Origin of the sequence: Streptomyces sp. CB02400 (genome assembly GCF_001905725.1) — a bacterium.
Classification (GTDB): Bacteria; Actinomycetota; Actinomycetes; order Streptomycetales; family Streptomycetaceae; genus Streptomyces; species Streptomyces atrovirens.
This window is the reverse complement of record NZ_LIWB01000006.1, coordinates 26,819-52,271: the sequence shown is the minus strand read 5'-3', so window position 1 is coordinate 52,271 and position 25,453 is coordinate 26,819. Positions and strand designations below refer to the sequence as shown.

Here is a 25,453-nt window from a genome sequence, read left to right as displayed (position 1 = left end):
CTCCGGCCCGCGCAGCGAACGGCGAGTGACACGTCAGAGTACGCGAGTGGGAGCCGGGGTCGAGTGGCGGGCGTCTCACAGCTCCGGCGGATCGGTGTGGCGTACACCACTTCCCCTGTCGGGGTCACACGCCCCGCCGGGCGGGCCGGTTCCACTCCGGGTCGATAATCGGGCGCGTGAACGATCTCGACGCGCCCGCCGTCCCGGCCCGCTCCGGCGCACTGCGCCGGGCCGCGCCGGCGCTCCTCGGGTACGCCGCCGTGCGCGCCCTGGGCCTGGTCGCGCTGGCCCTGTGGAGCGGGGCGCGCGGCAAGGACGCGTACACCCTGCTGACCGCCCGCTGGGACTCGCTCTGGTACACGAGGGTGGCCGAGCTGGGGTACGGCTACGAGGTGCGGCTGCCCAACGGTGACGTGCACTCCAACCTGGCGTTCTTCCCGCTGCTCCCGTGGCTGGAACGGCTGGTGGCGGCGGTGTCGCCGCTGTCGTACGCCGACGGGGGCTTCGTGGTGAGCGTGCTCGCCTCGCTCGCGGCGGCCTGGGGGATCTTCGCGGTGGCCGACCATGTGTACGGGCGCCGGGCCGGGGTGTGCGCGGTGCTGCTGTGGGCGGTGCTGCCGGTCGGGATCGTGCAGTCGATGGCGTACAGCGAGTCCCTGTTCACCGCGCTCGCCGCGTGGTCGCTGTACGCCGTGCTGACGGGACGCTGGGTGACGGCGGGCGTCCTGGCGGGCCTGGCCGGGCTGACCCGCCCGGTGGGACTGGCGGTGGTCGCGGCGGTGTGGGCGGCGGGCATCACCTCGTTCCTACGGGAACGGACCTCCGCGCGGGAACACGCCTCCACGCGAGGAGACGCCTCCGCGCAGGAACACGCCTCCGCCCGGGAGGGCTCTTCCTCCGCGCGGGACCGCTCCTCCCCCGCGCGGTACCGGACTTCTTTCGCGCGGGATCGCAGCGCGGTGCCGGAGGACGGCGCGCGGGCCGGGAAACGCGCCGGCGTGCCCGTGATCGCCCGGCGCACGCAGGCAACGGAGGGCGCCCCGCGTACGACGGACACCTCCGGTGCGCGCCTGCGCCGGGTGCTCGGCATGCTCCTCGCGCCCCTCGGAGCCGCCGGTTACGTCCTGTGGGTGGGGCACCGGACCGGCGACGGGCCGCTGGGGTATCTCGACGTACAGGCCGGCTGGCGGAACGGCTTCGACGGGGGCTACGCCTTCGCCCGCTTCGTCGCCGACAAGTTCACGTCGTTCCCGTCCGCCCTGGCGGGTCTCGGACTGGTGGTCGGCGTCGGCCTCGTGGTGTGGCTGTACGTCGTCTGCGTACGGCAGCGCCAGCCGCTCCCCCTGCTGGTGTACGCCGGGATCGTCACCGCGCTTGCCCTGTGCGCGTCGAGCTACTTCGGCTCGAAACCGCGGCTGCTGCTGCCCGCCTTCCCCCTGTTGCTGCCCCTCGCCCTGGCCCTGGCCCGGCTGCGTACGCCCAGGTCCGCGCTGGTCGTGGGGGTGGTCGCGGCGGCCTCGGCGGTGTACGGGGCCTTCTGGCTGAACGGCTCCGGTCCGCCCTGACCCGTCCTGCCCCGCCCGGAGCGGCCGATGAGCGCCGAGGAAATTCCGCACCAGCCCTCGGTGAACGAATTCAAAAGCGCGATAAAACCCTCCCCCGGAATGATCAAAGGAATTGAAGCCCGCAGCATCCGGGGTTTGTGGATTCGCCGGAGATAAAGGCCCTCCTGAGAGGAATGCCACATCACATCGTCATCACAAAGAGGCTGATTCGACGGGGTTCCGCGCTCACTCGCTGTAACGTCGATTGGGTGCGTACCGAACGGAAGCCCACCCGCCTGGACCGGGTGTTCGCGAGGCTGGATCGTGAGCCGGAACGACCGGCTCACGTCGGCATGCCGCGAATGAGCCGGCACCGGATGGTGCTGTTCGGCGCCGCCCTGGTCTTCTACCTGGCGATCGTGTGGGCCGTACTGATCACCTCCTGGCTGGTCCGGCTGGACTGGCAGGTGATGTTCTTCCGCCCCTACCAGCAGTGGCCCGAGATCCACGCCTTCGTCGACTACTACGTGGTCCTCGGCCAGCGCGGCCCGACGGCGGTGATGGTGGCGGCCTGGCTGGGCTGGCGCTCCTGGCGGCAGCACACCCTGCGTCCGCTGCTCGCCCTCGGCGTCTCCCTGCTGCTGCTCAACGTCACCGTCGGTGCCGCGAAGTACGGCATGGGGCGCCTCGGACCGCACTACGCGACCGAGATCGGCTCGAACGAGATGTGGCTCGGCGGCGATATATTTCCCAGCGGCCACACCGCCAACGCCGTGGTGACCTGGGGAATCCTGGCCTATCTGGCCTCCACCCCGAGAGCGCGCCGCTGGCTGTCCGCGCTGTCGGCCGTGACCTCGCTCGGTGTGGGGCTGTCCACCGTCTACATCGGGACCCACTGGCTGAGCGATGTGGTCCTGGGCTGGGTCGCGGGCCTGCTGATCCTGCTGGCGCTGCCCTGGTTCGAGCCGGTGATCGCCCGCGCGGAGACGCGGATCTTCGCCCTGCGCGCCCGCTGGCGGACACCTCGGGAAGGCACGGCGAAGGCCGGCCCGCTCGGGCGGCCCGTCGTGGTCAAGTCGCTCCCCGACCGCGCGGACACGGCTCCCGAGCCGGTTCCCACGGGCCGCCCGGCCTCCCGGTCGCCCGCCTATCTGGCACCCGGGCCGCACACGACCCGCGCGGAGCGCTCCCCGGTCACCCCGGCGGGCAGTCGCCGCCCGCAGCACGCGGAGCGCCACCCGCGCGGTACGACGTCGGCCACCCGCCCCTGACGGACGCACACGCCACGGCGACGGCCCCGGTTCCCTCACCGGAACCGGGGCCGTCGCCGTGTGTCAGCCCTTCCAGGCCCGCGCCACCAGGCCGTCCCTCACCTCGAGGTTCAGCCGGCCCACGCGGTACTCCATGGTGATGATCGTCCCCGGGGCCAGCGCCCGCACGGTCGACCAGCCGCGCTCCCGCGCGAGGCGCTCGGCCCGGTCCGCCGTGAGGCCGACATAGGCGTCCGGACTGTCGTGGGGTTCCGCGGAGGGTGTCGGAATGGGTGCCATGCGGCCACGCTATGCCCTGGCCCGGGAGCGGGGAAGCCGGAAGCGGGAACACCCGGACGGATCCCCCGGCGGTCACACTTCTGTCACAGGATCACGACAGACGTTCGTGACGGTGGCCGTCACCCGGACGGGCGGTTCGGTACGCCTTCCGCAGGCATTCGAACGTAATTCCCGCGTGTCACACCACGGGCGCGATTAACTCCGACGGAAAGTGCCGGGGGAAGTACTCCCGGGCCCCATTCCTTTTCCGCCGCCGCGCATGATCACGTAAGCCGGTGCGCACAGGAAATACGCGTTTCCGCCACACGATCCGCCACGTCCTCTGTCGGAGACCGGCAGGGGCGAGCATCATGGCGTGGGCCCGGAGGTACCTGTGGCGCGGGCTCCCGGCGGGGCCCGGCGCGCGAGAAGCGAAGGGGCGAGCGATGGGGACGCAGACCGTCCAGGCGGCGGCGCGACCGGCGCGCCGGCAGCGGCGCGGGCAGCTGGTGATCGACTGGCTGACCACCACCGACCACAAGAAGATCGGCCACCTCTACCTGATCACGTCGTTCGTGTTCTTCCTGATCGCCGGCGTGATGGCGCTGCTGATGCGCGCCGAACTGGCCCGGCCCGGACTGCAGCTCATCGACAACCAGCAGTTCAACCAGATGTTCACCATGCACGGCACGATCATGCTGCTGCTGTTCGCGACGCCCAGCTTCGCGGGGTTCGCCAACGAGCTGATGCCGCTGCAGATCGGGGCGCCCGACGTGGCCTTCCCCCGGCTGAACATGTTCTCGTACTGGCTGTTCCTCTTCGGCGGGCTGATCGTGCTGGGTTCGCTGGTGGTCACCGGGGGCCCGGCCGCCTACGGCTGGTTCGCCTACGCGCCGCTGAACAGCATGGAGTACTCCCCCGGCCTCGGCCCGGACCTGTGGATCATGGGCCTCGCGCTGTCCGGCTTCGGCACCATCCTCGGCGCGGTCAACTTCATCACCACCATCGTCGGGATGCGCGCCCCCGGGATGACGATGTTCCGGATGCCGCTGTTCACCTGGAACACGCTGTTCACGTCGATCCTGATCCTGCTGGCGTTCCCGGTGCTCGCGGCGGCGCTGCTGGTGCTGGAGGCGGACCGGCGGTTCGGCTCACAGGTCTTCGAGGCCGCCCACGGCGGGGCGCTGCTGTGGCAGCACCTGTTCTGGTTCTTCGGCCATCCCGAGGTCTACATCATCGCGCTGCCGTTCTTCGGGATCGTCACGGAGATCATCCCGGTCTTCAGCCGCAAGCCGCTGTTCGGCTATCTGACGCTGGTGGGCGCCACCATGGCCATCACGGGCCTGTCGGTGGTGGTGTGGGCGCACCACATGTTCGCGACCGGTGCGGTGCTGCTGCCGTTCTTCTCCTTCATGAGCTTCCTGATCGCGGTGCCGACGGGCGTGAAGTTCTTCAACTGGACCGGCACCATGATCAAGGGTTCGCTGTCCTTCGAGACGCCCATGCTGTGGGCGACCGGGTTCCTGGTGTCGTTCCTGTTCGGCGGGCTGACCGGGGTGCTGCTTGCGTCGCCGCCGCTGGACTTCCATGTGACGGACTCGTACTTCGTCGTCGCGCACTTCCACTACGTGGTCTTCGGCACCGTCGTCTTCGCGACCTTCGCCGGGTTCTACTTCTGGTGGCCCAAGTTCACCGGGAAGATGCTCGACGAACGGCTGGGCAAGATCCAGTTCTGGACGCTGTTCGTCGGCTTCCACGCCACGTTCCTGGTGCAGCACTGGCTGGGCGCGGAGGGCATGCCCCGCCGGTACTCCGACTACCTCGCGGCGGACGGCTTCACCGCGCTGAACACCGTCTCCACCATCGGCGCCTTTCTGCTCGGCATGTCCACGCTGCCGTTCCTCTACAACGTCTGGAAGACGGCCAGGTACGGAGAGAAGGTCGAGGTCGACGACCCGTGGGGGTTCGGCCGCTCCCTGGAGTGGGCGACCTCGTGCCCGCCGCCCCGGCACAACTTCACGACGCTGCCCCGGATCCGTTCGGAGTCGCCTGCGTTCGACCTGAACCATCCGGAGTACGCGGCGGTGACGTCGCAGCCCGAGCCGAGGAGCGAGCAAGCCGGCTCCGAACCGCTCTGATCGCGTCGAGCGGCAGGGGCGGTGGGCGCGTCAGGGCTCGTAGGCCAGTTGCGGCACCGTGAAGCAGGTGCGGTTCATGTCGCCCTGCGACACCCAGCCCTCGCCGTCCCGCCAGCGGGCCACGGACAGACAGGTCCGGCTCGTGGCCGGCGGCTCGGGCGAGCGTTCGAACGAGACGGGCAGCAGCAGTCCGCCCGCGGTGTAGTCCCGGGCGCGGTTCACGTGGGCGTCGACGCACGCGCGCGTGATGCCCGTACGGGCACAGGACCGCGCCGCGTCGGTGAACCAGCGGGCGGCGGCCCAGCCCTCCAGCTGCCACTGGGAGTGCGTCTCGAGGCCCTCGGTGGCGTCCCGGAACGCGCGTACGGCCGGGTGGCCGGTGTCCTCGAAGTTGCGGCTGGAGCCGGTCGCCCACAGGGCGTTGCGGCAGTGCGGTGCGTCCTTGTAGTCGTCGGCGACGGTGGACGTCCAGTTCTGCACGTTGGTGACCTTGGCGGTGACCCGGGCGCCGACGTCGTCCATGGCCTGGCACAGGCGGGCGTTGCCGTGGCCGTCGATGGCGTCGAAGACCAGGTCGGCGCCCTGCTGCTTCAGGTCGGCGGCCACCGCGCGGAAGTTGGGCAGCGCGAAGTCGACCTGCTCGGTGACCACCTTGTAGCCCTCTGCCTTCAGGCCGCGTTCGACGAGGCGGGCGTAGGCGGCGGACGCGGACTGGTTGTAGGAGACGACGGCGGCGGTGCGGGCGCCGTGCTCGCGCTTGAAGTAGCGGTAGACCTCGGTGCCGCCGTACAGCTTGCCGTCCCAGCCGGGTGTGCCGTTCCTGGGCGCCTCGCTGCCGTAGACGCCGTAGAGGTGCGGGTAGGTGTCGTAGGCGGCGCCGATGGGCTGGCCGCCGATGTCGGGGACGCCCGCGCGGGAGACGCGGGGGGCGCCCGCGTAGTCCAGGGCGGTGGTGGCGACCAGGGCGACGACCTTCTCCTCGTCGATCAGCCTGTGCACGCACTCGTTGTTGCCGACGCCGCTGCCGCCGTCGTCGCACAGCCGCACCTCGACGCGCCGGCCGTCGATGCCGCCGCGCGCGTTGAGCCGGTCGAACCAGGCCTTCGCGCCGTCGCGCGGGCCGGTGAAGGCGCCGCCGCCGACCGGACTGGTGGCGCTGGTGACGATGCCGACGCGGATCGGCTCGCCGGCGCCCCGGGCGGTCGCGGACGGACGGTCGTCGTGCTCGAAGTCGCTCTCCGGCAGACGGCTGCCGCAGGCCGCGGTCAGGAGGAGGAGCGCCGCCGCGGCCAGTGCCTCAGCAGCCCGGAATGTCCGGGGGTGATTCATCGCCGCTCAGTTGCACCAGCGCGCACAGGGACTTGACGGACACCTTCCAGGTGCCGTCGTCGTCGACGGCGACGCCGGAGGCGTCCGGGAGGGCGGTGGCTCCCCTGAGGGTCAGGGTGAACGTCACGTCCGCCTCGGTCGGTGAGATGAACGCGATCTCGGTGACCTCCGCCTTCACCTGTCCGACGCGGTTGTCACCGCTGAACGCCTCGAGCACCGGGCCCAGCAGCTCACCGTTCTGCAGGAGCTTCTTCTTCTCCTCCACCGGGGTCTGGGGGTCGAAGAACTTCTCCCAGTTCTGCCGGATCTCCTGTTCGGCCTCCGCCTGGTTCGCGGGCGCGCTGCCCGGTGCGCTCGTCGTCCGGTCCGGCGACGGCGTGGAAGTCCCGCTGCCGCCGCCACCGCCGTCGTCGCCGCACGCCGCGAGGCCCGGTGCCAGGACCAGGAACAGGGCGGCGGCCAGCGCCGTGCCCCGTCCCGCCGTCCTTGGGCCGCGCCTTCCCGTCCGCGTGTTCCCCCGCCCGATGCCACTGCCGAGAACCATCTGGCTCACCAATCGGGTGTCGGTCCGGACCGTATGCGCCCGGTGCTTTCAGGGTCGGGTCCCAGGGGGCATAGTGCAAGCCATGCGGACAGTCCGACTCCGGATCGCGCACCCCGTCCTCTGGGCGGGCTGGGCCGCGCTCGCCGTCGGCGCGGTGCTGTGCGTCATCGGCTGGTACGGCGTCTCGGGCGAGCGTTACGCCGAACGGCAGCTGCCCTATCTGGCCTCCTGCAGCATCCCCGGAGCCGCGCTGATCGTCGCCGGGGCGGTGCTGCTCGCCCACGGCCGGGACACGCTCGCCGCCACCCGCGTGGAGGAGCTGTACGGCCTGCTGGTCGCCGCCGGGCCGCCCGGCGGCGACGGGCCGGGGCGGCCGGCCGGCGGGCCGGTGGCCGTCAGCCCGGAGATGCTGATGGTGCCGGGCGGGACGCTGTGGCACCGCGCGGACTGCCCACTGGTCGCGGGGAAGGCGGAGGCGGTTCCGGTGGACGGGAAGCTGGTCGCGGACGGTGAGCTGGGGCCCTGCCCGATCTGCGAACCCGCCGACGGGTCCGGCTGAGGCCTCGCCGATGTCCTCGCTGACGTACGACCTCACGCTGGCCGGTCTGTCGGTGGGCGCCGCGGCGGCGCTCACCGGGATCGGCCTGATCGTGACGTACCGGGCGACCGGGGTGCTGAACTTCGCGCACGGCGCGATCGCGATGGTGTGCGCGTATGTGCTGCGCGGTCTGGTGGTCGACCGGGACTGGCCGCTGTGGTGGGCCGCCGCGCTGACGCTGCTGGTGGTGGCGCCGGGGATCGGGGTGGTGCTGGAGCGGTTCGTGTTCCGGCCGCTGTCCGTGCGGGGCGGCGACCCGGCGCGGGCGCTGGTGGCGTCCATCGGGGTGTTCGTGCTGCTGGTGGGCGGGGCGGCGCTGCTGTGGGGGCGGGGGGCGCGGGACGACGCGCCGGTGCTGGTGCCGGCGGAGCCGTGGGGGCAGCTCGCGGTGGTGGTCGTGCTGGCCGCCGGGGTCGGGGTGGTGATCCGCCGGACGCGGTTCGGGCGGGAGCTGCGGGCCGTCGTGGACGACCGGCGACTGGCCGTGCTCGCCGGTGTGGACGCGGACCGGGTGGCGGCGGCGGGCTGGGCGTTCGGCTCGTTCACGGCCGGTCTGACCGGCGTGCTGCTGGCGCCGTACGTGCGGCTCGATCCGTACGGGCTGCCGCTGCTCGTGATGGAGGTGGTGGCGGTCGCGGTCGCCGCGCGGATGCGCGGTCTGACGGTGGCGGTGGTCGTCGCGCTCGGCATCGGGGTGGCGCAGAGTCAGCTGACGCGGCTGCACCCGTCCGGGTGGGGCGAGCCGTTGCTCCAGGCGGTGGGCGCCAACCTGTTCGTCGTGGCGCTGCTGGTCGCCGCCCTGGTGCTGCCGGGTGTCGGTACGCGCGACGCGCTCCCGCGCCCGGCCACCGCGCGGGTGCCCGCTCACCCGGGCGCCTGGATCGTGGCCGGGGTGCTGTTCCTGCTGCCGCTGGGCCTCGCCGGGCGCGATCTGCACACGGCGGTGCAGGTACCGGCGCTCGGGGTGGTGCTGCTGTCGCTGGTGGTGGTCACCGGCCGGGGCGGGCAGATCTCGCTCGGGCAGGCGGCGTACGCGGGTCTGGGCGCCCTCTTCACGGCGCTGCTGGCGGCCGGCCGCTTCCCCGGCCTGCCCCGGCTGCCGGAGCTGGCCGCGCTCGCGGTGGCGGTCGTCCTGGTCGCCCCGCTGGGCGTGCTGACCGGCTGGCCGGCGATCGGCCGCCGGGGGCTCGCGTTGGCGCTGGCGACGTTCGCGGTGGGCGTCGGGGTGAGCCGTTTCGTCTTCGACCAGCCGTACGCCACGTCCGGACTGTCCCTGGGCCGCCCGGCGGGCTTCGACGGCGACCGCGCGTACTACGTCCTGGAACTGGTCCTCCTGGCGTGCGCGCTGCTCGCTGCCCGGGCGCTGCGCCGGGGCCGCACGGGCCGGGCCCTGGCGGCGATGCGGGACCACGAGTCCGGGGCACGGGCGGCGGGCGTGCGCGTCCCGTCGCTGAAACTCCTCGCCTTCGTGTCCGGGGCGGCGCTGGCCGCGCTCGGCGGCGGCATGCTCGGCATGGGGCTGCGCGCCTTCGACCCGGCCGCGTACGACCCCGTACGGGGCCTGCTGTGGTTCGCCGCGGTGGTGGTCCTGGGCGCCGACAGCACCCTGGGCGCCCTTCTCGCCGCGGCCCTCCTGGTCGGCCTGGACGCGGGCACGCGCGGGGGCGTGGCAGCGGCGGTGATCGGCGTCCTGGCGGTCCTGTCCGGCCGCTTCCCGGACGGCCCGTACGCGGCGCTGCGGGACGCGACGAACCGGCTCCGCCCGGCACCGACCCTCTTGGCCGTACGCCTCCGCGCCCGCCTGCGCCCTCCGGCACCGCCACCGCGGCCGCCCCGGGTCCCGGCGGGTGCGACGGCGACGGGCGTCGGCTCGCGGACCGGGACGCCGGAACGGGCCGCCCCGGGCACCCGGACCGGCCGGCCGGGCACGGCGGCCGCCGTCCGCCCCGGAACCGCCGACGAACCACGATCGGCGCCGCCGACCGGCCGCCCCGCCGGCGCCCCGGCACGGCGGCACGGCGGCACGGACCGGGAAGCCACCGAGGACGCGCGCACCACCGAACAGCCGCCGAGGCGCCCACACGAGGAAGAACCAGCGACCGAAGGACCGTCGGGCCACGGGCCGCCCGGTCGTGGGGCACGGGGCCGGGCCACCGGTCCCGTGGCGCCGGGGGAACCGCGCACCGGGCCGGCGCGTGCCGGCGGGGGTGAGGCTCCGGCGGGGCGTCGGCACGCGGGGGGCTCCGCGCCGGCTCCCGGCCCTCCTGTCCTCGCCGCCCGCGGTCTGCGGGTCCGGTACGGCGGGTCCACCGCGTTGGACGGGGTGGACCTGGACGTCCCGGCCGGGCGGGTGATCGCTGTCGTCGGGCCCAACGGGGCCGGGAAGAGCACGCTGTTCCACTGTCTGGCGGGGACCCTGCGCCCCGCGCGGGGGTCGGTTTCGTTCGGCGGGCGGGACATCACGGGGCTGTCCGCGCAGGCCCGCGCCCGGCTCGGGATCGCGCGGACGTTCCAGCAACTGGCGGTCTTCCCGACGCTGACCGTCGCCGAGAACGTGCGTGTCGGCGCCGAGCGGGGCCGGCTGCGCGATCCCGGCGCGGTGGAGCGGACGCTGCGGCTCTTCGGGCTCGACGGGCCGATGAGGGCGCGGCCCGCCGCCGGGCTCCCCACCGGGACGCTGCGCCGGGTGGAGGCCGCGCGGGCCCTCGCCGCCGCCCCGCGCGTGCTGCTGCTCGACGAACCCGCCGCCGGTCTCGACACCGCCGAGGTCACCGCGCTGGCCCGGATCCTGAGGGCACTGGCCGCCGACGGCACGGCCCTCCTGGTCGTCGAGCACGATCTCGACCTGGTCGCCGGCCTCGCCGACGTCGTGCACGTGATGACGGCGGGCCGGATCGTCGCCTCCGGACCGCCCGGGAGCGTCCTGGACACCCTCGGGGAGACGACCGGCCCGTGACCGTGATCTCCCTGCGCCACGCGCGCGTGCGGTACGGCCCCCTGGAGGCCCTGCACGGCGTCACCCTCGCCGCACCCGGCCCCGGCATCACCGTGCTGCTGGGCCGCAACGGCTCCGGCCGTACGACCGCCCTGCGCGCGCTGGCCGGTGACGTGCCGCTGTCCGGCGGGGCCGTGGTGTGGGACGGGCGGGACGTGACCGGCGTACCGGCGTACGAGCGGGCCCGGCGCGGGCTGTGCCTGGTGCCGGAGCGGCGGGCGGTGTTCGGTTCCCTCACCGTGCGGGAGAACCTCGCCCTCACCGCCCCCGACCCCGCCCGCGCCCTCGACGCCTACCCGGCGCTGCGGCCGCTGCTGGGGCGCCGGGCCGGCACGCTCTCCGGGGGTGAGCAGCGGATGCTGGCCCTGTGCCGGGCGTTGTCGGCACGCGCGCGCGTGGTGCTCGTCGACGAGCCCGCCCAGGGCATGTCGCCGGCGGTCGCGGCCCGTACGTACGCGCTGCTGGCCGCGCTCGACGCGTGCGTGGTCGTCGCCGAGCAACGGCTGCCGCCCGCCCTGCACGGCCGCCCCGCCTTCGTGTACGTACTGCGCCGGGGCGCGGTGGTGTTCGCCGGGGAGACCGGCGAACTCGACCGGTCCGCCTCCGCCCGGCAGCCGTAGGGCCCCGTCCGTCCGTCCGGACGGACGGGGCCCCGTGCCCGGGATCCTGTCGGCGAATCCAGCGGCGGGACGCCGATGGGAGCTGATCTCCCGGCAGAACGGCCCGCCGGCGGCGTGTCGCCGGGAGACCAGCTCCCGTCGTGGCCCAGGGCCCGCGTCCGGAGGGCGGACCCGGCGACGGCTCAGATGTCGAGGCGCTGGCCGGGCACGATCACGTCGGGGTCCCCGCCGATGACGGTCTTGTTGGCCTCGTACAGGCGCTGCCAGGTCGTGCCGTACCGCGCGGCGATCCCGCTCAGCGTGTCGCCCGCGCGGACGGTGTGGTCGCCGCGGGACGTGTCGCGGTCCGTGTGCCCGGAGGGTGTCGAAGTCCTGGCCGGCTCCGACGGCTTCGACTGTTCCGACGGGGCCCGCTCCGTGGTCACCGGATCCGCGACGGGTGCGTTCCCGGACGCCCCCGCGCGTGCCGAGCAGGTCGGCCAGGCGCCCCAGCCCTGGGCGCGCTGCACCTTCGTGGCGACCGCGATCTGCTGGGCCCTGCTGGCCCGGTCGGCCGTCGGCGCGTAGGCCGTGCCGCCGTAGGCACGCCAGGTGGCGCCGGAGAACTGCAGTCCGCCGTAGTAGCCGTTGCCGGTGTTGATGTGCCAGTCGCCGCCGCTCTCGCACTGTGCGATGCGGTCCCACACCCCGCTGTCCGCCGCCGTGGCGTTCCCGGTCGCGGCGAGCAGTCCGAGGGGCGCGAGCAGGGCCGCGCCGGCCAGGACGGCCGTCGTACGGGTCTTGCGGAGGTGGTCGCGGGTGTTATCGGCACATTCGGACATGTAGGTCCTTCCCGAAGGACTCGGGGTCCCCGAGGCGGAGTGCCGCCCGCCGCGTCATGGGACGCGTGGGCCGCGCTCGCCCCGTCCGCCTTCGGGTCGTGCGGTGGTGCCGTGCGGTGCGGTCGGCGGACGTACCCGAGCGGTGCTCGCTGCACACGGCGGAGGAATCTAAGGAGCCCCCGGTACCGGGATCAACCAACGCCCTGTTGTGCCAGGCCAGTTGCCACTTACCTCGGGTAGCGGCGATTTTCGGCCACCCACTTCATTCCCTGATTTCGGGATTTGTCGACCAGCGGACAGGGCAACCTGTGAGCCACCTCACCTCCTCAACGACAGTACGACAACGGGCAGTTGACGATGAGTGGCCGATTCCGCGCCGAGCGTGACCGTGCGCGCTGGATGGTTCGATTCCGTTCGCCCTGGGGCGTGACTACCGCCACAGATCGCCCGTTGTCTTCTTCATGAGCCGGGGACCCACCCGGACCACGGGCCGGGAGCCACCCGGCCTCGCCACGCACCGCATCCCGAGGGAGCCACCCGTGCCGCGCATGCTCGACGTCAGCGACGAGGTACGCGCCGAGATCGGCGACGAAGAAGCAGCCCGCCTGCTCGCCGGAGAGTCCGCCCCGGGCAGTTACGACTGCACCTCCTGCCGCACCCCGGGCGACCCGGAGCAGGAGCGCACCAGCACCGTCCTGTTCATCGGGGACGAGACCGCCGTCCTCGCCTTCGCCCACGCCGGCTGCCTGCCCTCGCAGGTCGTCCAGGTCACCGAGGAACAGCTCCAGGGCGCCGTGCGGGCCATCGGCGGCGACACCGGGGAACCGGCGCCCGCGAAGGCCGCCCCCGAACAGGCCGTGCTCGGGGTGACCAGCGGACTGGTCCTGATCTCCGGCGAGTTGCACCCGGCGCTGGTCGTGGAGCCGACCGCGCCGGTCGCGCGGCCCGGTTCGCTCGGGGCCGGCGACGACTTCCTGCCGCTCCTCATCGAGCAGGGCTTCATGCCCCTGACCGAGCTGTCGGCCGTACCGCCGGCGCTGCACGGCTGGTCGGTCCTGCTCGCCGCGGGGCAGCTGCACGCCGTACTCCAGCCGAACCCGGCCGGCGGCCGTCCGGTGGCCTGGTGGCAGGCGCACCAGCCGCTCCAGGTCACCGACGGCTGGCGGTCGGCCGCCAACAAGCACCAGCAGGTGCTGATGTTCGCGGCCCCGGTCGGCTCGATCGGCCGCCAGCCGCGCGAGGACCTGCTGCGCGACGCGCTGGACAAGGCGGCCGCGAACGGCAAGCTGGTCGCCGCGGCGCTGCCGCTGGCGGGCCTCTGACCGGCCCGGCGGACACAGCACCGCCGGACAACCGGCGAAAGCCGCAAAAATGCCGCATCCCTTACGGCACGGGGTCGTTTGGACATACGTGCACGCATACGACGTTCCTCGCCGCCAGTCCCTCGCCTCGGTCCCCGCACCCGTGCGCCCGGAGCGGGACTCCCGGAGCGGCCTCTCGGCCACGCCGATCTACGACGCCCTCTACACCGAGTACGTCAAGTCCTTCCGTTCGCTGCCGGGTGACCGCAGCGGCGAGGAGGAGCTGGGCTTCACCGCCTTCGGGAACATCCCGCGCGGTGCGGGCCCGTACGGCGGCCACAGCCCGAGCACGTTCGGCGCCTCCCTCGTGAGCGGCGCCCACGGCGCGGGGGCGGGCGACGGCCGACAGGGCGCCGGGCCGCAGTGGCAGCGGGTCGGCACGGTCGGCAGACCCGCCTCCGGGATGCACCACGTGCCGGCCGGACTGCCGCCGGCCCCGCGCAGAGGCGCCTGACCCGAGGCATGGCGAAGGGGCGGCCCCACCGGGACCGCCCCTTCGCCATGCCCGCCGTCGGCTACTTCTTCTTGCCGCGCTTCTCCCGCACCCGCACGGAGATGTGGATCGGCGTCCCCTCGAAGCCGAACTCCTCCCGCAGCCGGCGCTCGATGAACCGCCGGTAGCCCGCCTCGATGAAGCCGGAGGCGAACAGCACGAACCGCGGCGGCCTGGTGCCGGCCTGGGTGCCGAACAGGATGCGCGGCTGCTTGCCGCCCCGCACGGGGTGCGGGTGGGCGGCGACCAGCTCGCCGAGGAAGGCGTTCAGCCTGCCCGTCGGGACCCGAGTCTCCCAGCCCTCCAGGGCCGTCTCGATGGCCGGGACCAGCTTCTCCATGTGCCGGCCGGTGCGCGCCGAGACGTTCACCCGCGGCGCCCACACCACCTGGCCGAGCTCGGTCTCGATCTCCCGCTCCAGGTAGTAGCGGCGCTCCTCGTCGAGGGTGTCCCACTTGTTGTACGCGAGGACGATCGCGCGGCCCGCCTCCACGGCCATGGTGACGATCCGCTGGTCCTGCACCGAGATGGAGTCGGCGGCGTCGATGAGGACGACGGCCACCTCCGCCTTCTCGACGGCGGCGGCGGTGCGCAGCGAGGCGTAGTAGTCGGCGCCCTGCTGGAGGTGGACGCGCTTGCGGATGCCCGCCGTGTCGACGAACTTCCAGGTCTTGCCGCCGAGTTCGATCATCTCGTCGACCGGGTCACGGGTGGTGCCGGCGAGTTCGTTGACGACGACCCGCTCCTCGCCCGCGACCTTGTTCAGCAGCGAGGACTTGCCGACGTTGGGCCTGCCGATCAGGGCGATGCGGCGCGGGCCGCCGACGGCGGTGCCGAAGGTCTGGGCCGGGGCCTCGGGCAGGGCCTCGAGGACCTTGTCCAGCATGTCGCCAGTGCCACGGCCGTGCAGCGCGGAGACCGGGTGCGGCTCGCCGAGGCCCAGGGACCACAGGTAGGACGCGTCGGCCTCGCCGCTCGGGCCGTCCACCTTGTTGGCGCACAGCACGACCGGCTTGCCGGCCTTGCGCAGCAGCCGGACGACGGCCTCGTCGGTGTCGGTCGCGCCGACCTTGGCGTCCACGACGAAGACGACCGCGTCGGCGGCCTCGATGGCGTACTCGGCCTGGGCGGCCACGGAGGCGTCGATACCGAGGACGTCCTGCTCCCAGCCGCCGGTGTCGACGACCTTGAAGCGGCGGCCGGCCCACTCGGCCTCGTAGGTGACGCGGTCGCGGGTGACGCCCGGCTTGTCCTCGACGACCGCCTCACGACGGCCGATGATGCGGTTCACCAGGGTCGACTTGCCGACATTGGGGCGGCCGACGACGGCGAGCACGGGCAGCGGACCGTGGCCCGCCGCCTCGATGGCGCCCTCGACGTCCTCGAGGTCGAAGCCCTCCTCCGCGGCGAGCTCCATGAACTCCGCGAACTCGGCATCGCCCAGCGCCCCGTGATCGTGCTCGTGCGCACCCTCGTACGCGTCCGAGCCGTCGGGCTGGATGTGGTCGTTCATGAAGTCCGTACCTCGTCGTTCATCGTGGTGATCGGTGGAACCCCGTACACAACGGTGATCCACTACTCAAGTGTCGCCTAGCGCCCGGTGAGGCGCCTGGCGTTTTCCAGGTGGGCGGTGAGCTGCTTCTGGATGCGCTCGGTCGCCTCGTCCAGCGCCTTGCGCGTACGTCTGCCGCTGCCGTCGCCCGCGTCGAAGGGGTCGCCGAAGACGACGTCCACGCGGGAGCGCAGCGGGGGCAGTCCCTTTATCAACCGTCCGCGGCGCTCGGAACTTCCCAGGACGGCCACCGGCACGATCGGCGCTCCGCCGCGTACGGCGAAGTAGGCGAGCCCCGCGCGGAGCGAGGCGAAGTCGCCCTCGCCGCGCGTGCCCTCCGGGAAGATGCCGAGGACGCCGCCCTGCTCCAGTACGCCCAGCGCCCGGGAGATCGCCGTGCGGTCGGTGGTCTCGCGGTCCACCTTGAGCTGGCCGATGCCGGTCAGGAAGGGGTCGAGCGGGCCGACGAACGCCTCCTTCTTGATCAGGAAGTGCGTCGGCCGGGGTGCCACGCCCATGACCATGGGGCCGTCGACGTTGTGGGAGTGGTTCACGGCGAAGATCAGCGGACCGGCCGTGGGCACCCGCCAGGCGCCCAGCACACGCGGCTTGAACAGCCCGTACATCAGGCCGACGCCGATGCGCCGGCCGACCTCGGCGCCGCGCACCGATGGGACGTCGGTCACTTCCCGGCCCGCTTCTCCTCGACGAGGGTGACGACACACTCGATGACCTGCGCCAGCGTCAGCTCGGTGGTGTCCACCTCGACCGCGTCGCCGGCCTTGGCCAGCGGGGAGGTCTTGCGGCCGGCGTCAGCCGCGTCCCGCTTGATCAGGGCCTCGCGGGTGGTGTTCAGGTCGGCGCCCTTGAGCTCGCCGCTGCGGCGGGCGGCACGGGCCTCCGCGCTGGCGGTGAGGAAGATCTTCAGGTCGGCGTCGGGCAGCACGGTGGTGCCGATGTCGCGGCCCTCGACGACGATGCCGGTGACGGCGGAGGCGGCGATGGACCGCTGCAGCTCGGTGATCCGGGTCCGCACCTCGGGGACCGCGGAGACCGCGCTGACCTTGGAGGTGACGTCCTGTCCGCGGATCGGGCCGGCCACGTCGACGCCGTCGACGGTGATCGTCGGGTCCTGGGGGTCCGTACCGGAGACGATCTCGGGCTTCCCGGCGACGGCGGCGATCGCGGACGGGTCGTCTATGTCGATGCCGTTGGTCACCATCCACCAGGTGATCGCCCGGTACTGGGCGCCGGTGTCCAGGTAGCTCAGGCCGAGCTGCGCCGCCACGGCCTTCGAGGTGCTCGACTTGCCCGTGCCGGAGGGGCCGTCGATGGCGACAATCACGGGCTGGGCGGCGCCGTTTTCCACGGGGGAACACCTTCCTGGTGCGGTGGAGTGGTGTGTGCGGGGCGCGGACACGCCCCGCACCAGATTACCGGCCCCCCGGAACCCTTCCGACAAGCGGACGATCCGGCCCTCCGGGGGACGGACCGCCCTCGGGCCTTCCCCCGCCCCGGCCCGTCACTGGCGGATCGCCCAGCCCCGCTCCCGCAGCCCCGCGATGAGGGCCGGGGCCGCCTTGGGCTCCACCATGAGCTGGACCAGACCGGCCTGCTGCCCGGTGGCGTGCTCGATGCGGACGTCCTCGATGTTGGCGCCGGCGCGCTCGGCGTCCGCGAAGATGCGGGCGAGCTGGCCGGGCTGGTCGTCGATGAGCACCGTCACGGTCTCGTAGACGCGCGGCGCGGAGCCGTGCTTGCCGGGGACGCGGACCTGCCCCGCGTTGCCGCGGCGCAGCACGTTCTCGATACCGGTGCCGCCCTCGCGGCGCTTGTCCTCGTCGGAGGACTGCAGCGCGCGCAGGGCGCGCACGGTCTCCTCCAGGTCGGCGGCGACGTCCGTGAGCAGGTCGGCGACCGGGCCGGGGTTCGCGGAGAGGATGTCGATCCACATCCGGGGATCGGAGGCGGCGATCCGGGTCACGTCCCGGATGCCCTGCCCGCACAGTCGTACGGCGGCCTCCTCGGCGTGCTCCAGGCGCGCGGCGACCATGCTGGACACCAGGTGGGGCATGTGGGAGACGAGGGCCACGGCCCGGTCGTGGGCGTCGGCGTCCATGACGACGGGCACGGCCCTGCAGTGCGAGACCAGCTCCAGGGCGAGGTTCAGCACCTCGGTGTCGGTGTCCCGGGTGGGGGTGAGCACCCAGGGGCGCCCTTCGAAGAGGTCCCCGGTGGCGGCCAGCGGGCCGGACCGCTCCCGGCCGGACATCGGGTGGGTGCCGATGTACGGGGCCAGGTCGAGCCCGCGCTCCTGGAGCTCACGGCGCGGTCCGCCCTTGACGCTGGCGACGTCGATGTAGCCGCGGGCCGCGCCGCGCCGCATCGCGTCGGCGAGCACGTCGGCCACGTGGGCGGGCGGGGCGGCGACGATCGCCAGGTCGACCGGCCCGTCGGGGGCCTCCTCCGTGCCGGCGCCGAGCGCGGCGGCCGTACGGGCCTGCTCCGGGTCGTGGTCGGTGAGGTGGACGACGACGCCCCGCTGCGACAGGGCGAGCGCGGCGGACGTGCCGATGAGTCCGGTGCCGATGACGAGTGCGGTTCTCACTGGGCGATGTCCTTGCGCAGGGCGGCCGCCGCGCCGAGGTAGACGTGCGCCACGTCCGCGCGGGGCTTGTCGCACTCGATGTGCGCGAGGACCCGGACGACGCGGGGCATGGCGCCCTCGATGTCCAGTTCCTGGGCGCAGATCAGGGGGACGTCGACGATGCCGAGCTTGCGGGCGGCGGCGGCCGGGAAGTCGCTGTGCAGGTCGGGCGTGGCCGTGAACCAGAGGCTGATCAGGTCGTCGGTGTGCAGGCCGTTGCGCTCCAGGATCGCGGTGAGCAGCGCGCCGACCTGCTCCTCCATGTGACCGGCCTCGTCCCGCTCCAACTGGACGGCCCCCCGGACCGCGCGTACCGCCACGACGATGCTCCTTGCTGACGTGCCTGTCTGCTGTTCGGTCATCCAGCGTAGTCAGCCCGCGCGGTGGCGGCGCCGGGCGCCCGCCCGCTGAGACGGGCGGTGTGAGCGTTTCGTGATGTTTTGTCGTGTGTTGCTTCTTGTTCGGCGGATTCGGTGTCAAGATGCGGGAACCGCGACCTCCGGGAGTGACGACATGACCCCTCGTGCAACACGCCGCACGGTTCTGCTCGCGTCGGGTGCGGCGGCACTGGCCGCGGGCTGCGGCTCGGACGGCGGGAACGGCGGGAACGGCGGAGACGGCAGGGACGGCGGCGGGGGCGGGGGCGGCACCTCGTCGGACACCGCCGGGCAGGAGCTGATCCCGACCGCCGACGTCCCGGTGGGCGGGGGCACGGTCCTCCCGGACGAGAAGATCGTGGTCACCCAGCCGCAGGAGGGCGACTTCAAGGCCTTCTCGGCGATCTGCACCCACCAGAACTGTGTCGTGGCCGACGTCGCGGACGGCACCGTCAACTGCGCCTGCCACGGCAGCCGCTTCAGGATCACCGACGGCTCGGTGGAGCAGGGCCCCGCGACCCGGCCACTGCCCGCGGAGCCGATCACGGTGGAGGGAAATTCGATCCGCCGGGCGTGATCCACCGCGTACGCTCCCGGGCATGCGCCCCGAGACCCTGGTCGGCGACCACACGATCTACGCCTGTGTCATGGGTTCGCGCGCCTTCGGTCTGGCCACCGAGGGCAGCGACACCGACCGCCGGGGCGTCTTCCTCGCGCCCACTCCCCTGTTCTGGCGCTTCGAGAAGCCGCCGACGCATGTCGAGGGCCCGGCCGAGGAACAGTTCAGCTGGGAGCTGGAACGCTTCTGCGAGCTGGCCCTGCGCGCCAACCCCAACATCCTGGAGTGCCTGCACTCCCCGCTGGTGGAGTACGCCGACGCCACCGGCCGCGAGCTGCTGTCCCTGCGCGGGGCGTTCCTCTCCCGCAAGGTCCACGAGACGTTCACGCGGTACGCCCATGGCCAGCGCCGCAAGCTGGAGGCGGACGTCCGCGCGCACGGCGCCCCGCGCTGGAAGCACGCGATGCACCTGCTCCGCCTGCTGAGCAGCGCCCGCGACCTGCTCCGTACGGGCACCCTCACGATCGACGTGGGCGAGGAGCGCGAGTCGCTGCTCGCGGTGAAGCGGGGCGAGGTGTCCTGGCCCGAGTTCGAGGCGCGGATGACCCGCCTGGCGCAGGAGGCCGAGCAGGCCACCCACCACAGCCCGCTCCCCGCGGAACCGGACCGCCGGCGCGTGGAGGACTTCCTCGTCCGCACCCGCCGCGCCTCAGCCCTCCAGGCGGGTCCGTACGACGAGGTCGTGCAGGGCGTCGTACGCGGTGGGGGCGTCGGGCAGGACTGACGCCGCCTGCGCCTCGTCCAGCACGCCGTGCAGCCGCTCCACGTCGTCCCGCACGCGCGCGTGGTCGACGGCGGCGTCCCCGTGCTCGCGCTCCGCCTTGGCGGCGATCAGCTCCGGCAGGTGGTCCGGGGCTGCGTCGACCTCCCCGGCGAGGGTGGGCAGATGGGGCTGCACCTCGCCGGAGCGCATCAGGTGGATGCCGGTGAGCAGCACCCGGAAGGTGTAGAGCAGCGGTTTGAGTTCGCCGGTCTTCTCGAACAGCCGCCACTGGGTCTGTGCGAATCCCCGGTAGTGGTGGGCGTGGTGGCTGGTGAGGACGTCCGGGGCGAGCGCGGCCAGTTCGCGGTGGGTGTCGGTGGTGTGCACGACCAGCGGGGACAGCAGTTGCTCCAGGACGTAGCCGTTGCGCCGCAGCATCAGGCGGACGAACTTGCGCAGGTCGTGCGTGACCAGGTCCATCTCGACGCCGTCCCGGACCCACATCCTGGACCGGGTCTCGTCCGGCTCGCGCAGCCCGACGAGATCGGCGGCCGGCAGCAGGTGCACGCCCCGCAGGTCCACGTCGGAGTCTCGGGACGGGAATCCGTACAGGTGCGCGCCCGAGACGGTGGCGAACAGGACCGGGTCGGGCTGTTCGGCGATCACCGGGCTCAGGTCGAGGTCCAGGGCGTCGGTCATCGGTCAAGCGTCCCAGAGCGTTCCCAGCGCCAGCAGGTCGGCCCGGTACTCGATGCGGTCGGCCCACTCGGCGGGCCAGGCGTCCGCGCCCAGGTACGCGCCGGCGAAGGCGCCCGTGAGGCAGGCGATGGAGTCGGAGTCGCCCGCGGTGCAGGCGGCACGGCGCAGGGCGGTGAGGGGTTCGTCGACGAAGAGGAGGAAGCAGAGCAGGCCGGTCGCCAGGGCCTCCTCGGCGATCCAGCCCTCGCCCGTGGCCAGGCAGGGGTCGGTCTCGGGCGAGACGGTGCGTACGGCGTCCTGGAGGCGTTCCAGGACGCCCAGGCACTCGTCCCAGCCGCGCGCGATGAAGTGCTCGGGGGTGGGGTCCTGGGCGCGGGTCCACAGGTCGCCGAGCCAGAACTCGTGGTAGCGGGTGCGGTTGTCGTAGGCGTAGGAACGCAGCAGTCCGATCAGGCCGGTCGGTTCGGCGCCCTCCGCCAGCAGTCGTACGGCGTGTGCGGTGAGGTCGGAGGCGGCGAGCGCGGTGGGGTGGCCGTGGGTGAGGGCGGACTGCAACTGGGCGGCGCCCGCGCGCTGTTCGTCGGTCAGGCCGGGGGCCAGGCCTATGGGGGCGACGCGCATGTTGGCGCCGCAGCCCTTGGAGCCGATCTGGCTGGCGTCCTGCCAGCGCCGGTCCTCGCGGGCCAGCAGGTGGCAGGCCTTGAGGCAGGTGTTGCCGGGGGCGCGGTTGTTCTCGGGCGACCGCCACCACTCCACGAACTCCTCGCGCACCGGACGCTCCAGCCGCTTCGGGGCGAGCAGTCCCCGGTCCATGGCCGTGCGCAGCCCTCTGCCGAGCGCGAGGGTCATCTGGGTGTCGTCGGTGACGATCGCCGGCGTGGGCAGGTCCATCCCCCGCCAGGGTCCGTACTTCGCGAGGATCGACGGCACGTCGTTGAACTCGGTCGGAAAGCCCAGCGCGTCCCCCAGGGCGAGTCCGGTGAGCGCTCCCGTGGCGGCGCGCTTGGTGACGGTGGTCGTGGTCATGCGGGGCGTCCTTCCGGAGTGGGCCGGAGCAGGGGCGGGTGGAGGGCGGTGGCGGTGCCCGCGCGGTAGAGCGCGGCGGGTTTGCCCCGGCCGCCGGTGAGGCGCGCGGCGCCGGGGACGGCTTCGACGAAGCCCGGGGTGGCGAGCACCTTGCGCCGGAAGTTGGGCCGGTCCAGGGCGGTGCCCCACACGGTCTCGTAGACCTGTTGCAGCTCCCCGAGGGTGAACTCGGGCGGGCAGAAGGCGGTGGCGAGGCAGGTGTACTCGAGCTTGGCGCCGACGCGTTCCCGCGCGTCGGCCAGGATCCGGCCGTGGTCGAAGGCGAGCTCCCGCGCGGAGTCGTACGGCGTCCAGCGGGCCTGCGCCGCGTCGCTGCCGCCGTGCGCCTCGGGCGCGTCGGGCAGCAGTGCGGCGAACGCGACGGACACGACCCTCATCCGGGGGTCGCGGTCGGGTTCGCTGTAGGTCCGCAGCTGCTCCAGATGCAGCCCGGACACGTCCGTCAGCCCGGTCTCCTCGCCCAGTTCGCGCCGCGCGGCGCTCTCGGCGGACTCGTCCGGCTGGACGAAGCCGCCGGGCAGCGCCCACCGTCCGGCGTACGGCTCCTGGCCGCGCTCGACGAGGAGCACGTGCAGCGCGCCCGCGCGGAGGGTGAACACGGCGAGGTCGACGGTGACGGCGAAGGGCTCGAAGGCGTACTTGTCGTAGCCGTCCATGACCCGCACCCCCTTTAATAGTCTCAGTGACTATTAAAGGGGGTGCGGGTCGGGCGCACAAGCCCCTGGAGGTCGACAGCCCTTAGAGGTCGACCTCCTGCATCAGCATCCCGACCTCGGTGTTGGACAGCCGCCGCAGCCAGCCGGACTTCTGGTCGCCCAGGGTGATCGGCCCGAAGGCGGTGCGCACCAGCTTGTCGACCGGGAAGCCGGCCTCGGCGAGCATCCGGCGCACGATGTGCTTGCGGCCCTCGTGCAGGGTCACCTCGACGAGGTAGTTCTTGCCGGTCTGCTCCACGACCCGGAAGTGGTCCGCGCGGGCGTAACCGTCCTCGAGCTGGATGCCGTCCTTGAGCCTCTTGCCCAGGTCGCGCGGGATCGGGCCCACGATGGCCGCCAGGTACGTCTTCTTCACGCCGTACTTGGGGTGGGTCAGCCGGTGCGCCAGCTCGCCGTGGTTGGTGAGCAGGATGACGCCCTCGGTCTCGGTGTCGAGCCGGCCGACGTGGAAGAGGCGGGTCTCGCGGTTGGTGACGTAGTCACCGAGGCACTGCCTGCCCTCCGGGTCCTCCATGGTGGAGACGACACCGGCGGGCTTGTTCAGCGAGAAGAACTGGTACGACTGGGTCGCGACGGTCAGGCCGTCGACCTTGACCTCGTCCTTCTCCGGGTCGACCCGCTTGCCCTGCTCCAGGACGATCTCGCCGTTGACCTCGACGCGCGCCTGCTCGATCAGCTCCTCGCAGGCGCGCCGGGAGCCGTAGCCCGCGCGGGCGAGCACCTTCTGCAGCCGCTCGCCCTCCTGCTCGGCGCCGGGGAAGGTCTTGGGCAGCTTGACGTCCTTCTTGCCCGCGTACCGCTCGCGGTTGCGCTCCTCGGCCCGTGCCTCGTACTCACGGGACGTGGCCGGGGCGCTGCGCCCCCGCTGCTGGGGCCGCTTCGGACCGCCCTTGGCGCCGCCGCGGGCCGAGGGACCGCGGCCCGACTTCGGACCGTCCTGGGTGGCGCCGGGTCCCACGTCGTAGCGCCGCTCCTCCGGGCGCGGCTTCTTCGGACGGCCGCCCTGTTGGTTGTCGCGGTTGCCACCGGCGCCGCGGTGCCCACCGCGGCCACCGCCGCTCCCGCCGCGGCCGCCGCTGTTGCCACCACGGCTCCCGCCGTTGTTTCCGCTGCTGTTCCTGCCGCTGCTGCTTCGCATCAAAGTTCCGTCTTGTCGTCTGCGTCCTCGGAATCCGGGGCGTCCGGATCGAACGACGGGACCGCTTCCAGCGTCTCGGCCTCGATCGCCTCCGCCTCCGGGAGGAAGGGCGCGAGCTCCGGGAGCTCGTCCAGACCGCGCAGGCCCATCCGCTCCAGGAAGTAGTTCGTCGTCGTGTACAGGATCGCACCTGTTTCGGGTTCCGTGCCCGCCTCCCCGATCAGACCGCGCTGCAGGAGGGTGCGCATCACGCCGTCGCAGTTGACCCCGCGCACGGCGGAGACGCGGCTGCGGCTGACCGGCTGCCGGTAGGCGACGACCGCGAGGGTCTCCAGGGCGGCCTGGGTGAGCCGGGCCTGCTGGCCGTCCAGGACGAAGCCCTCGACGGCGGCGGCGTACTCGGGACGGGTGTAGAAGCGCCAGCCGCCCGCGACGAGGCGCAGCTCGAAGCCGCGGCCCTGGACGGTGTACTCGTCGGCGAGCGCGCGCAGCGCGTCCGCGACCTGGTGCCTGGGGCGCTCCAGTATCCTCGCCAGGTGCTCCTCGGTCGCGGGCTCGTCCACGACCATGAGGACCGCCTCCAGGGCGGGCTTGAGGTCGAGCTCCGCGACGGTGCGCGGCCCGGCGGGGGTTCCGGTCGTCTCCTCGTTCACGGCTTCCTCTCCTCCTCGGACCTCTCCGGCGGCCGGTCGAACTCGTCGGTGACCGTCGGCACGGCGTCCCCGTCCTCGCCGGTCCAGCGCACGGTCAGCTCGCCGAGCGCGGCCTCCTGGTCGAGGGCGACGGCCTTCTCGCGGTACAGCTCCAGCAGGGCGAGGAAGCGGGCCACGACGGTCAGGGTGTCGTCCGTGTCCTCGACGAGGGCCCGGAAGCTCGCCTCGCCCAGCTCCTTCAGCCGCGCGACGACGATCCCGGCCTGCTCCTGCACGCTGACCAGCGGGGCGTGGATGTGGTCGACGTACACCTGCGGCTTGGGCCTGGGCTGCATCGCCTTGACGGCGAGCCTGGCGAAGCCCTCGGCGCCGATGCTGATGACGACCTCGGGCAGCAGCTCGGCGTGGTGCGGTTCGAGTCCGACGGTACGGGGGTAACGGCGGCCTTCGTCGTCGAGGCGCCGGCTGAAGATCTCGGCGATCTGCTTGTACGCGCGGTACTGCAGCAGCCTCGCGAACAGCAGGTCCCGTGCCTCCAGGAGGGCGAGGTCGGCCTCGTCCTCCACCTCGGCGGCGGGCAGCAGCCGGGCCGCCTTGAGATCGAGCAGTGTGGCCGCCACGACCAGGAACTCGGTCGTCTCGTCCAGGTCCCAGTCGGGCCCCAGGGCCCGGATGTACGCCATGAACTCATCGGTCACCTTGGACAGCGCGACCTCGGTGACGTCCAGCTTGTGCTTCGAGATCAACTGCAGCAGCAGATCGAACGGCCCCTCGAAGTTCACCAGCCGGACCTTGAACCGCCCGTCCCCTCCCTCGACGTCACCCGCCCCCGAAGCCCCGCCTCCGGCGCCGGCGGGCCGGGCGGTCCCCACCCGGCCGACGTCGATCGCACCGCTCCCGGCCCCGGACGCCTCCACGGATTCCGGTTCGCCGGACGCACTCACCGCCCCGCCGACGGCCGGGGCGTCCGGTCCTGCCGCACGCGTGACGGTCTCCTGCGTCGGTGGCGCCCCCGGCTCACCCGGTGAAGGCCCTCCGGGGAGAATCCCGGAGCCCGCCCGCTCCACTGCCACCGGGCCGGCCATCGGCCCCGCCTCCCCGCGCACGGTGGTCCCGTACTCCGACGCGACCACCGGCTCGACCGACGAGGGACGCCTCAGACCCGGCTCCTCTGCCCCGGCGACCGTGCCCTCCGGCACCGCCCCCGGCTCATCCGCCTCCGCAGGCTCCCCGCGCGGCGGCGTGGCCGCCGGACCCGGCTCGCCGAGCTCGGCGACGCCGCCCTCCGACT

General features: G+C 73.1%; 25 protein-coding genes. 10 read left to right on the top strand and 15 right to left on the bottom strand.

Translation table 11 applies throughout. The features are described from left to right. The first annotated feature begins 176 nt into the window (after positions 1-176). Together AMK33_RS16330 and AMK33_RS16325 are read left to right on the top strand one after the other, a co-directional pair. Entirely contained in the window at positions 177-1,565 is a 1,389-nt protein-coding gene (locus AMK33_RS16330) for a glycosyltransferase family 39 protein (protein ID WP_073933553.1), read from the top strand. Positions 1,566-1,813: 248 nt separating this feature from the next. Continuing rightward, positions 1,814-2,815 (top strand): phosphatase PAP2 family protein, encoded by a 1,002-nt coding sequence (locus AMK33_RS16325; protein WP_073933552.1) that lies wholly within the window; start codon positions 1,814-1,816, stop codon positions 2,813-2,815. Between the two features lie 63 nt (positions 2,816-2,878). Here the strand turns inward: AMK33_RS16325 and AMK33_RS16320 are convergent, their stop codons facing one another. Then, complete coding sequence (locus AMK33_RS16320; protein WP_073933551.1) at positions 2,879-3,094, bottom strand: I78 family peptidase inhibitor; 216 nt, start codon at positions 3,092-3,094, stop codon at positions 2,879-2,881. Positions 3,095-3,519: 425 nt separating this feature from the next. Here AMK33_RS16320 and ctaD point away from each other — a divergent pair, with 425 nt between their 5' ends. Then, positions 3,520-5,211 carry an aa3-type cytochrome oxidase subunit I gene (gene ctaD / locus AMK33_RS16315; protein WP_073933550.1) on the top strand — a complete coding sequence of 564 codons (1,692 nt, stop codon included), beginning with the start codon at positions 3,520-3,522 and terminating at the stop codon, positions 5,209-5,211. 30 nt (positions 5,212-5,241) lie between these two features. Here the strand turns inward: ctaD and AMK33_RS16310 are convergent, their stop codons facing one another. Together AMK33_RS16310 and AMK33_RS16305 are read right to left on the bottom strand one after the other, a co-directional pair. Further along, on the bottom strand, positions 5,242-6,540 hold the full coding sequence (locus AMK33_RS16310; protein ID WP_073933549.1) for an ABC transporter substrate-binding protein: 1,299 nt from the start codon (positions 6,538-6,540) through the stop codon (positions 5,242-5,244). Then, positions 6,509-7,084 (bottom strand): hypothetical protein, encoded by a 576-nt coding sequence (locus tag AMK33_RS16305; RefSeq protein ID WP_073933548.1) that lies wholly within the window; start codon positions 7,082-7,084, stop codon positions 6,509-6,511. The genes AMK33_RS16310 and AMK33_RS16305 overlap by 32 nt, the downstream gene beginning before the upstream one ends. An 82-nt stretch (positions 7,085-7,166) precedes the next feature. Between AMK33_RS16305 and AMK33_RS16300 the strand changes: the two genes are divergently transcribed. Genes AMK33_RS16300 through AMK33_RS16290 form a run of 3 tightly spaced genes read left to right on the top strand, consistent with a single transcriptional unit; the run spans position 7,167 to position 11,297 of the window. Then, positions 7,167-7,643, top strand: a complete 477-nt coding sequence (locus AMK33_RS16300; protein WP_073933547.1) for a hypothetical protein — start codon at positions 7,167-7,169, stop codon at positions 7,641-7,643. A 10-nt stretch (positions 7,644-7,653) separates the two neighbouring features. Further along, a complete protein-coding gene (locus AMK33_RS16295; RefSeq protein WP_073933546.1) occupies positions 7,654-10,638 on the top strand; it encodes an ABC transporter permease subunit in 2,985 nt (994 codons plus the stop codon). Further along, positions 10,635-11,297, top strand: coding sequence for an ABC transporter ATP-binding protein (locus tag AMK33_RS16290; RefSeq protein WP_073933545.1), 663 nt, complete (start codon positions 10,635-10,637; stop codon positions 11,295-11,297). The genes AMK33_RS16295 and AMK33_RS16290 overlap by 4 nt, the downstream gene beginning before the upstream one ends. Before the next feature lie 182 nt (positions 11,298-11,479). On the opposite strand, the gene AMK33_RS16285 is transcribed toward AMK33_RS16290, so the two are convergent. After that, entirely contained in the window at positions 11,480-12,118 is a 639-nt protein-coding gene (locus AMK33_RS16285) for a LysM peptidoglycan-binding domain-containing protein (protein WP_073933544.1), read from the bottom strand. Between the two features lie 539 nt (positions 12,119-12,657). Between AMK33_RS16285 and AMK33_RS16280 the strand changes: the two genes are divergently transcribed. Both AMK33_RS16280 and AMK33_RS16275 read left to right on the top strand, forming a co-directional pair. After that, a complete protein-coding gene (locus AMK33_RS16280) occupies positions 12,658-13,440 on the top strand; it encodes a hypothetical protein (RefSeq protein ID WP_073933543.1) in 783 nt (260 codons plus the stop codon). Positions 13,441-13,528: 88 nt separating this feature from the next. Next, positions 13,529-13,933 carry a hypothetical protein gene (locus AMK33_RS16275; RefSeq protein WP_073933542.1) on the top strand — a complete coding sequence of 135 codons (405 nt, stop codon included), beginning with the start codon at positions 13,529-13,531 and terminating at the stop codon, positions 13,931-13,933. Between the two features lie 61 nt (positions 13,934-13,994). Here the strand turns inward: AMK33_RS16275 and der are convergent, their stop codons facing one another. From der to aroH, 5 genes are all read right to left on the bottom strand, one after another. Beyond that, a complete protein-coding gene (gene der / locus AMK33_RS16270) occupies positions 13,995-15,485 on the bottom strand; it encodes a ribosome biogenesis GTPase Der (protein ID WP_073933541.1) in 1,491 nt (496 codons plus the stop codon). A 77-nt stretch (positions 15,486-15,562) separates the two neighbouring features. Continuing rightward, positions 15,563-16,210, bottom strand: a complete 648-nt coding sequence (locus tag AMK33_RS16265) for a lysophospholipid acyltransferase family protein (RefSeq protein WP_073933540.1) — start codon at positions 16,208-16,210, stop codon at positions 15,563-15,565. After that, on the bottom strand, positions 16,207-16,893 hold the full coding sequence (gene cmk / locus AMK33_RS16260) for a (d)CMP kinase (protein WP_030866977.1): 687 nt from the start codon (positions 16,891-16,893) through the stop codon (positions 16,207-16,209). Before cmk ends, AMK33_RS16265 begins: the two co-directional genes overlap by 4 nt. A 153-nt stretch (positions 16,894-17,046) precedes the next feature. After that, the gene (locus AMK33_RS16255; RefSeq protein WP_073933539.1) at positions 17,047-18,132 is read right to left on the bottom strand and encodes a prephenate dehydrogenase; all 1,086 of its coding nucleotides are present in this window, start codon (positions 18,130-18,132) and stop codon (positions 17,047-17,049) included. Beyond that, entirely contained in the window at positions 18,129-18,491 is a 363-nt protein-coding gene (gene aroH / locus AMK33_RS16250) for a chorismate mutase (protein ID WP_073933538.1), read from the bottom strand. Before aroH ends, AMK33_RS16255 begins: the two co-directional genes overlap by 4 nt. Before the next feature lie 193 nt (positions 18,492-18,684). Between aroH and AMK33_RS16245 the strand changes: the two genes are divergently transcribed. Together AMK33_RS16245 and AMK33_RS16240 are read left to right on the top strand one after the other, a co-directional pair. Beyond that, positions 18,685-19,125: a Rieske (2Fe-2S) protein gene (locus AMK33_RS16245; protein ID WP_073933537.1), complete on the top strand. Its 441-nt coding sequence runs from the start codon at positions 18,685-18,687 to the stop codon at positions 19,123-19,125. Between the two features lie 22 nt (positions 19,126-19,147). Continuing rightward, positions 19,148-19,891 carry a nucleotidyltransferase domain-containing protein gene (locus AMK33_RS16240; protein ID WP_073933536.1) on the top strand — a complete coding sequence of 248 codons (744 nt, stop codon included), beginning with the start codon at positions 19,148-19,150 and terminating at the stop codon, positions 19,889-19,891. Here AMK33_RS16240 and AMK33_RS16235 read toward each other — a convergent pair. The 6 genes from AMK33_RS16235 to AMK33_RS42855 form a co-directional block, all read right to left on the bottom strand. Then, complete coding sequence (locus tag AMK33_RS16235) at positions 19,817-20,569, bottom strand: nucleotidyltransferase domain-containing protein (RefSeq protein WP_073933535.1); 753 nt, start codon at positions 20,567-20,569, stop codon at positions 19,817-19,819. The two genes, AMK33_RS16240 and AMK33_RS16235, sit on opposite strands and share 75 nt — an antisense overlap. Positions 20,570-20,572: 3 nt before the next feature. Next, the gene (locus AMK33_RS16230; protein WP_073933534.1) at positions 20,573-21,595 is read right to left on the bottom strand and encodes an ADP-ribosylglycohydrolase family protein; all 1,023 of its coding nucleotides are present in this window, start codon (positions 21,593-21,595) and stop codon (positions 20,573-20,575) included. Then, positions 21,592-22,311, bottom strand: a complete 720-nt coding sequence (locus AMK33_RS16225) for an NUDIX hydrolase (protein ID WP_073933862.1) — start codon at positions 22,309-22,311, stop codon at positions 21,592-21,594. Before AMK33_RS16225 ends, AMK33_RS16230 begins: the two co-directional genes overlap by 4 nt. Before the next feature lie 82 nt (positions 22,312-22,393). After that, the gene (locus AMK33_RS16220) at positions 22,394-23,509 is read right to left on the bottom strand and encodes a pseudouridine synthase (protein ID WP_073933533.1); all 1,116 of its coding nucleotides are present in this window, start codon (positions 23,507-23,509) and stop codon (positions 22,394-22,396) included. Then, a complete protein-coding gene (gene scpB, locus AMK33_RS16215; protein ID WP_073933532.1) occupies positions 23,509-24,162 on the bottom strand; it encodes an SMC-Scp complex subunit ScpB in 654 nt (217 codons plus the stop codon). The genes AMK33_RS16220 and scpB overlap by 1 nt, the downstream gene beginning before the upstream one ends. Then, on the bottom strand, positions 24,159-25,247 hold the full coding sequence (locus tag AMK33_RS42855) for a segregation and condensation protein A (protein ID WP_235618121.1): 1,089 nt from the start codon (positions 25,245-25,247) through the stop codon (positions 24,159-24,161). Before AMK33_RS42855 ends, scpB begins: the two co-directional genes overlap by 4 nt. Positions 25,248-25,453 lie beyond the last annotated feature (206 nt).

Coding starts and splice junctions, on each gene's coding strand:
- AMK33_RS16320 (WP_073933551.1), bottom strand. CDS start 3,094: ATGGCACCCATTCCGACACCCTCCGCGGAACCCCACGACAGTCCGGAC.
- ctaD (WP_073933550.1), top strand. CDS start 3,520: ATGGGGACGCAGACCGTCCAGGCGGCGGCGCGACCGGCGCGCCGGCAG.
- AMK33_RS16310 (WP_073933549.1), bottom strand. CDS start 6,540: ATGAATCACCCCCGGACATTCCGGGCTGCTGAGGCACTGGCCGCGGCG.
- AMK33_RS16305 (WP_073933548.1), bottom strand. CDS start 7,084: ATGGTTCTCGGCAGTGGCATCGGGCGGGGGAACACGCGGACGGGAAGG.
- AMK33_RS16300 (WP_073933547.1), top strand. CDS start 7,167: ATGCGGACAGTCCGACTCCGGATCGCGCACCCCGTCCTCTGGGCGGGC.
- AMK33_RS16295 (WP_073933546.1), top strand. CDS start 7,654: ATGTCCTCGCTGACGTACGACCTCACGCTGGCCGGTCTGTCGGTGGGC.
- AMK33_RS16285 (WP_073933544.1), bottom strand. CDS start 12,118: ATGTCCGAATGTGCCGATAACACCCGCGACCACCTCCGCAAGACCCGT.
- der (WP_073933541.1), bottom strand. CDS start 15,485: ATGAACGACCACATCCAGCCCGACGGCTCGGACGCGTACGAGGGTGCG.
- AMK33_RS16245 (WP_073933537.1), top strand. CDS start 18,685: ATGACCCCTCGTGCAACACGCCGCACGGTTCTGCTCGCGTCGGGTGCG.
- AMK33_RS16240 (WP_073933536.1), top strand. CDS start 19,148: ATGCGCCCCGAGACCCTGGTCGGCGACCACACGATCTACGCCTGTGTC.
- AMK33_RS16235 (WP_073933535.1), bottom strand. CDS start 20,569: ATGACCGACGCCCTGGACCTCGACCTGAGCCCGGTGATCGCCGAACAG.
- AMK33_RS16230 (WP_073933534.1), bottom strand. CDS start 21,595: ATGACCACGACCACCGTCACCAAGCGCGCCGCCACGGGAGCGCTCACC.
- AMK33_RS16225 (WP_073933862.1), bottom strand. CDS start 22,311: ATGGACGGCTACGACAAGTACGCCTTCGAGCCCTTCGCCGTCACCGTC.
- AMK33_RS16220 (WP_073933533.1), bottom strand. CDS start 23,509: ATGCGAAGCAGCAGCGGCAGGAACAGCAGCGGAAACAACGGCGGGAGC.
- AMK33_RS42855 (WP_235618121.1), bottom strand. CDS start 25,247: ATGGCCGGCCCGGTGGCAGTGGAGCGGGCGGGCTCCGGGATTCTCCCC.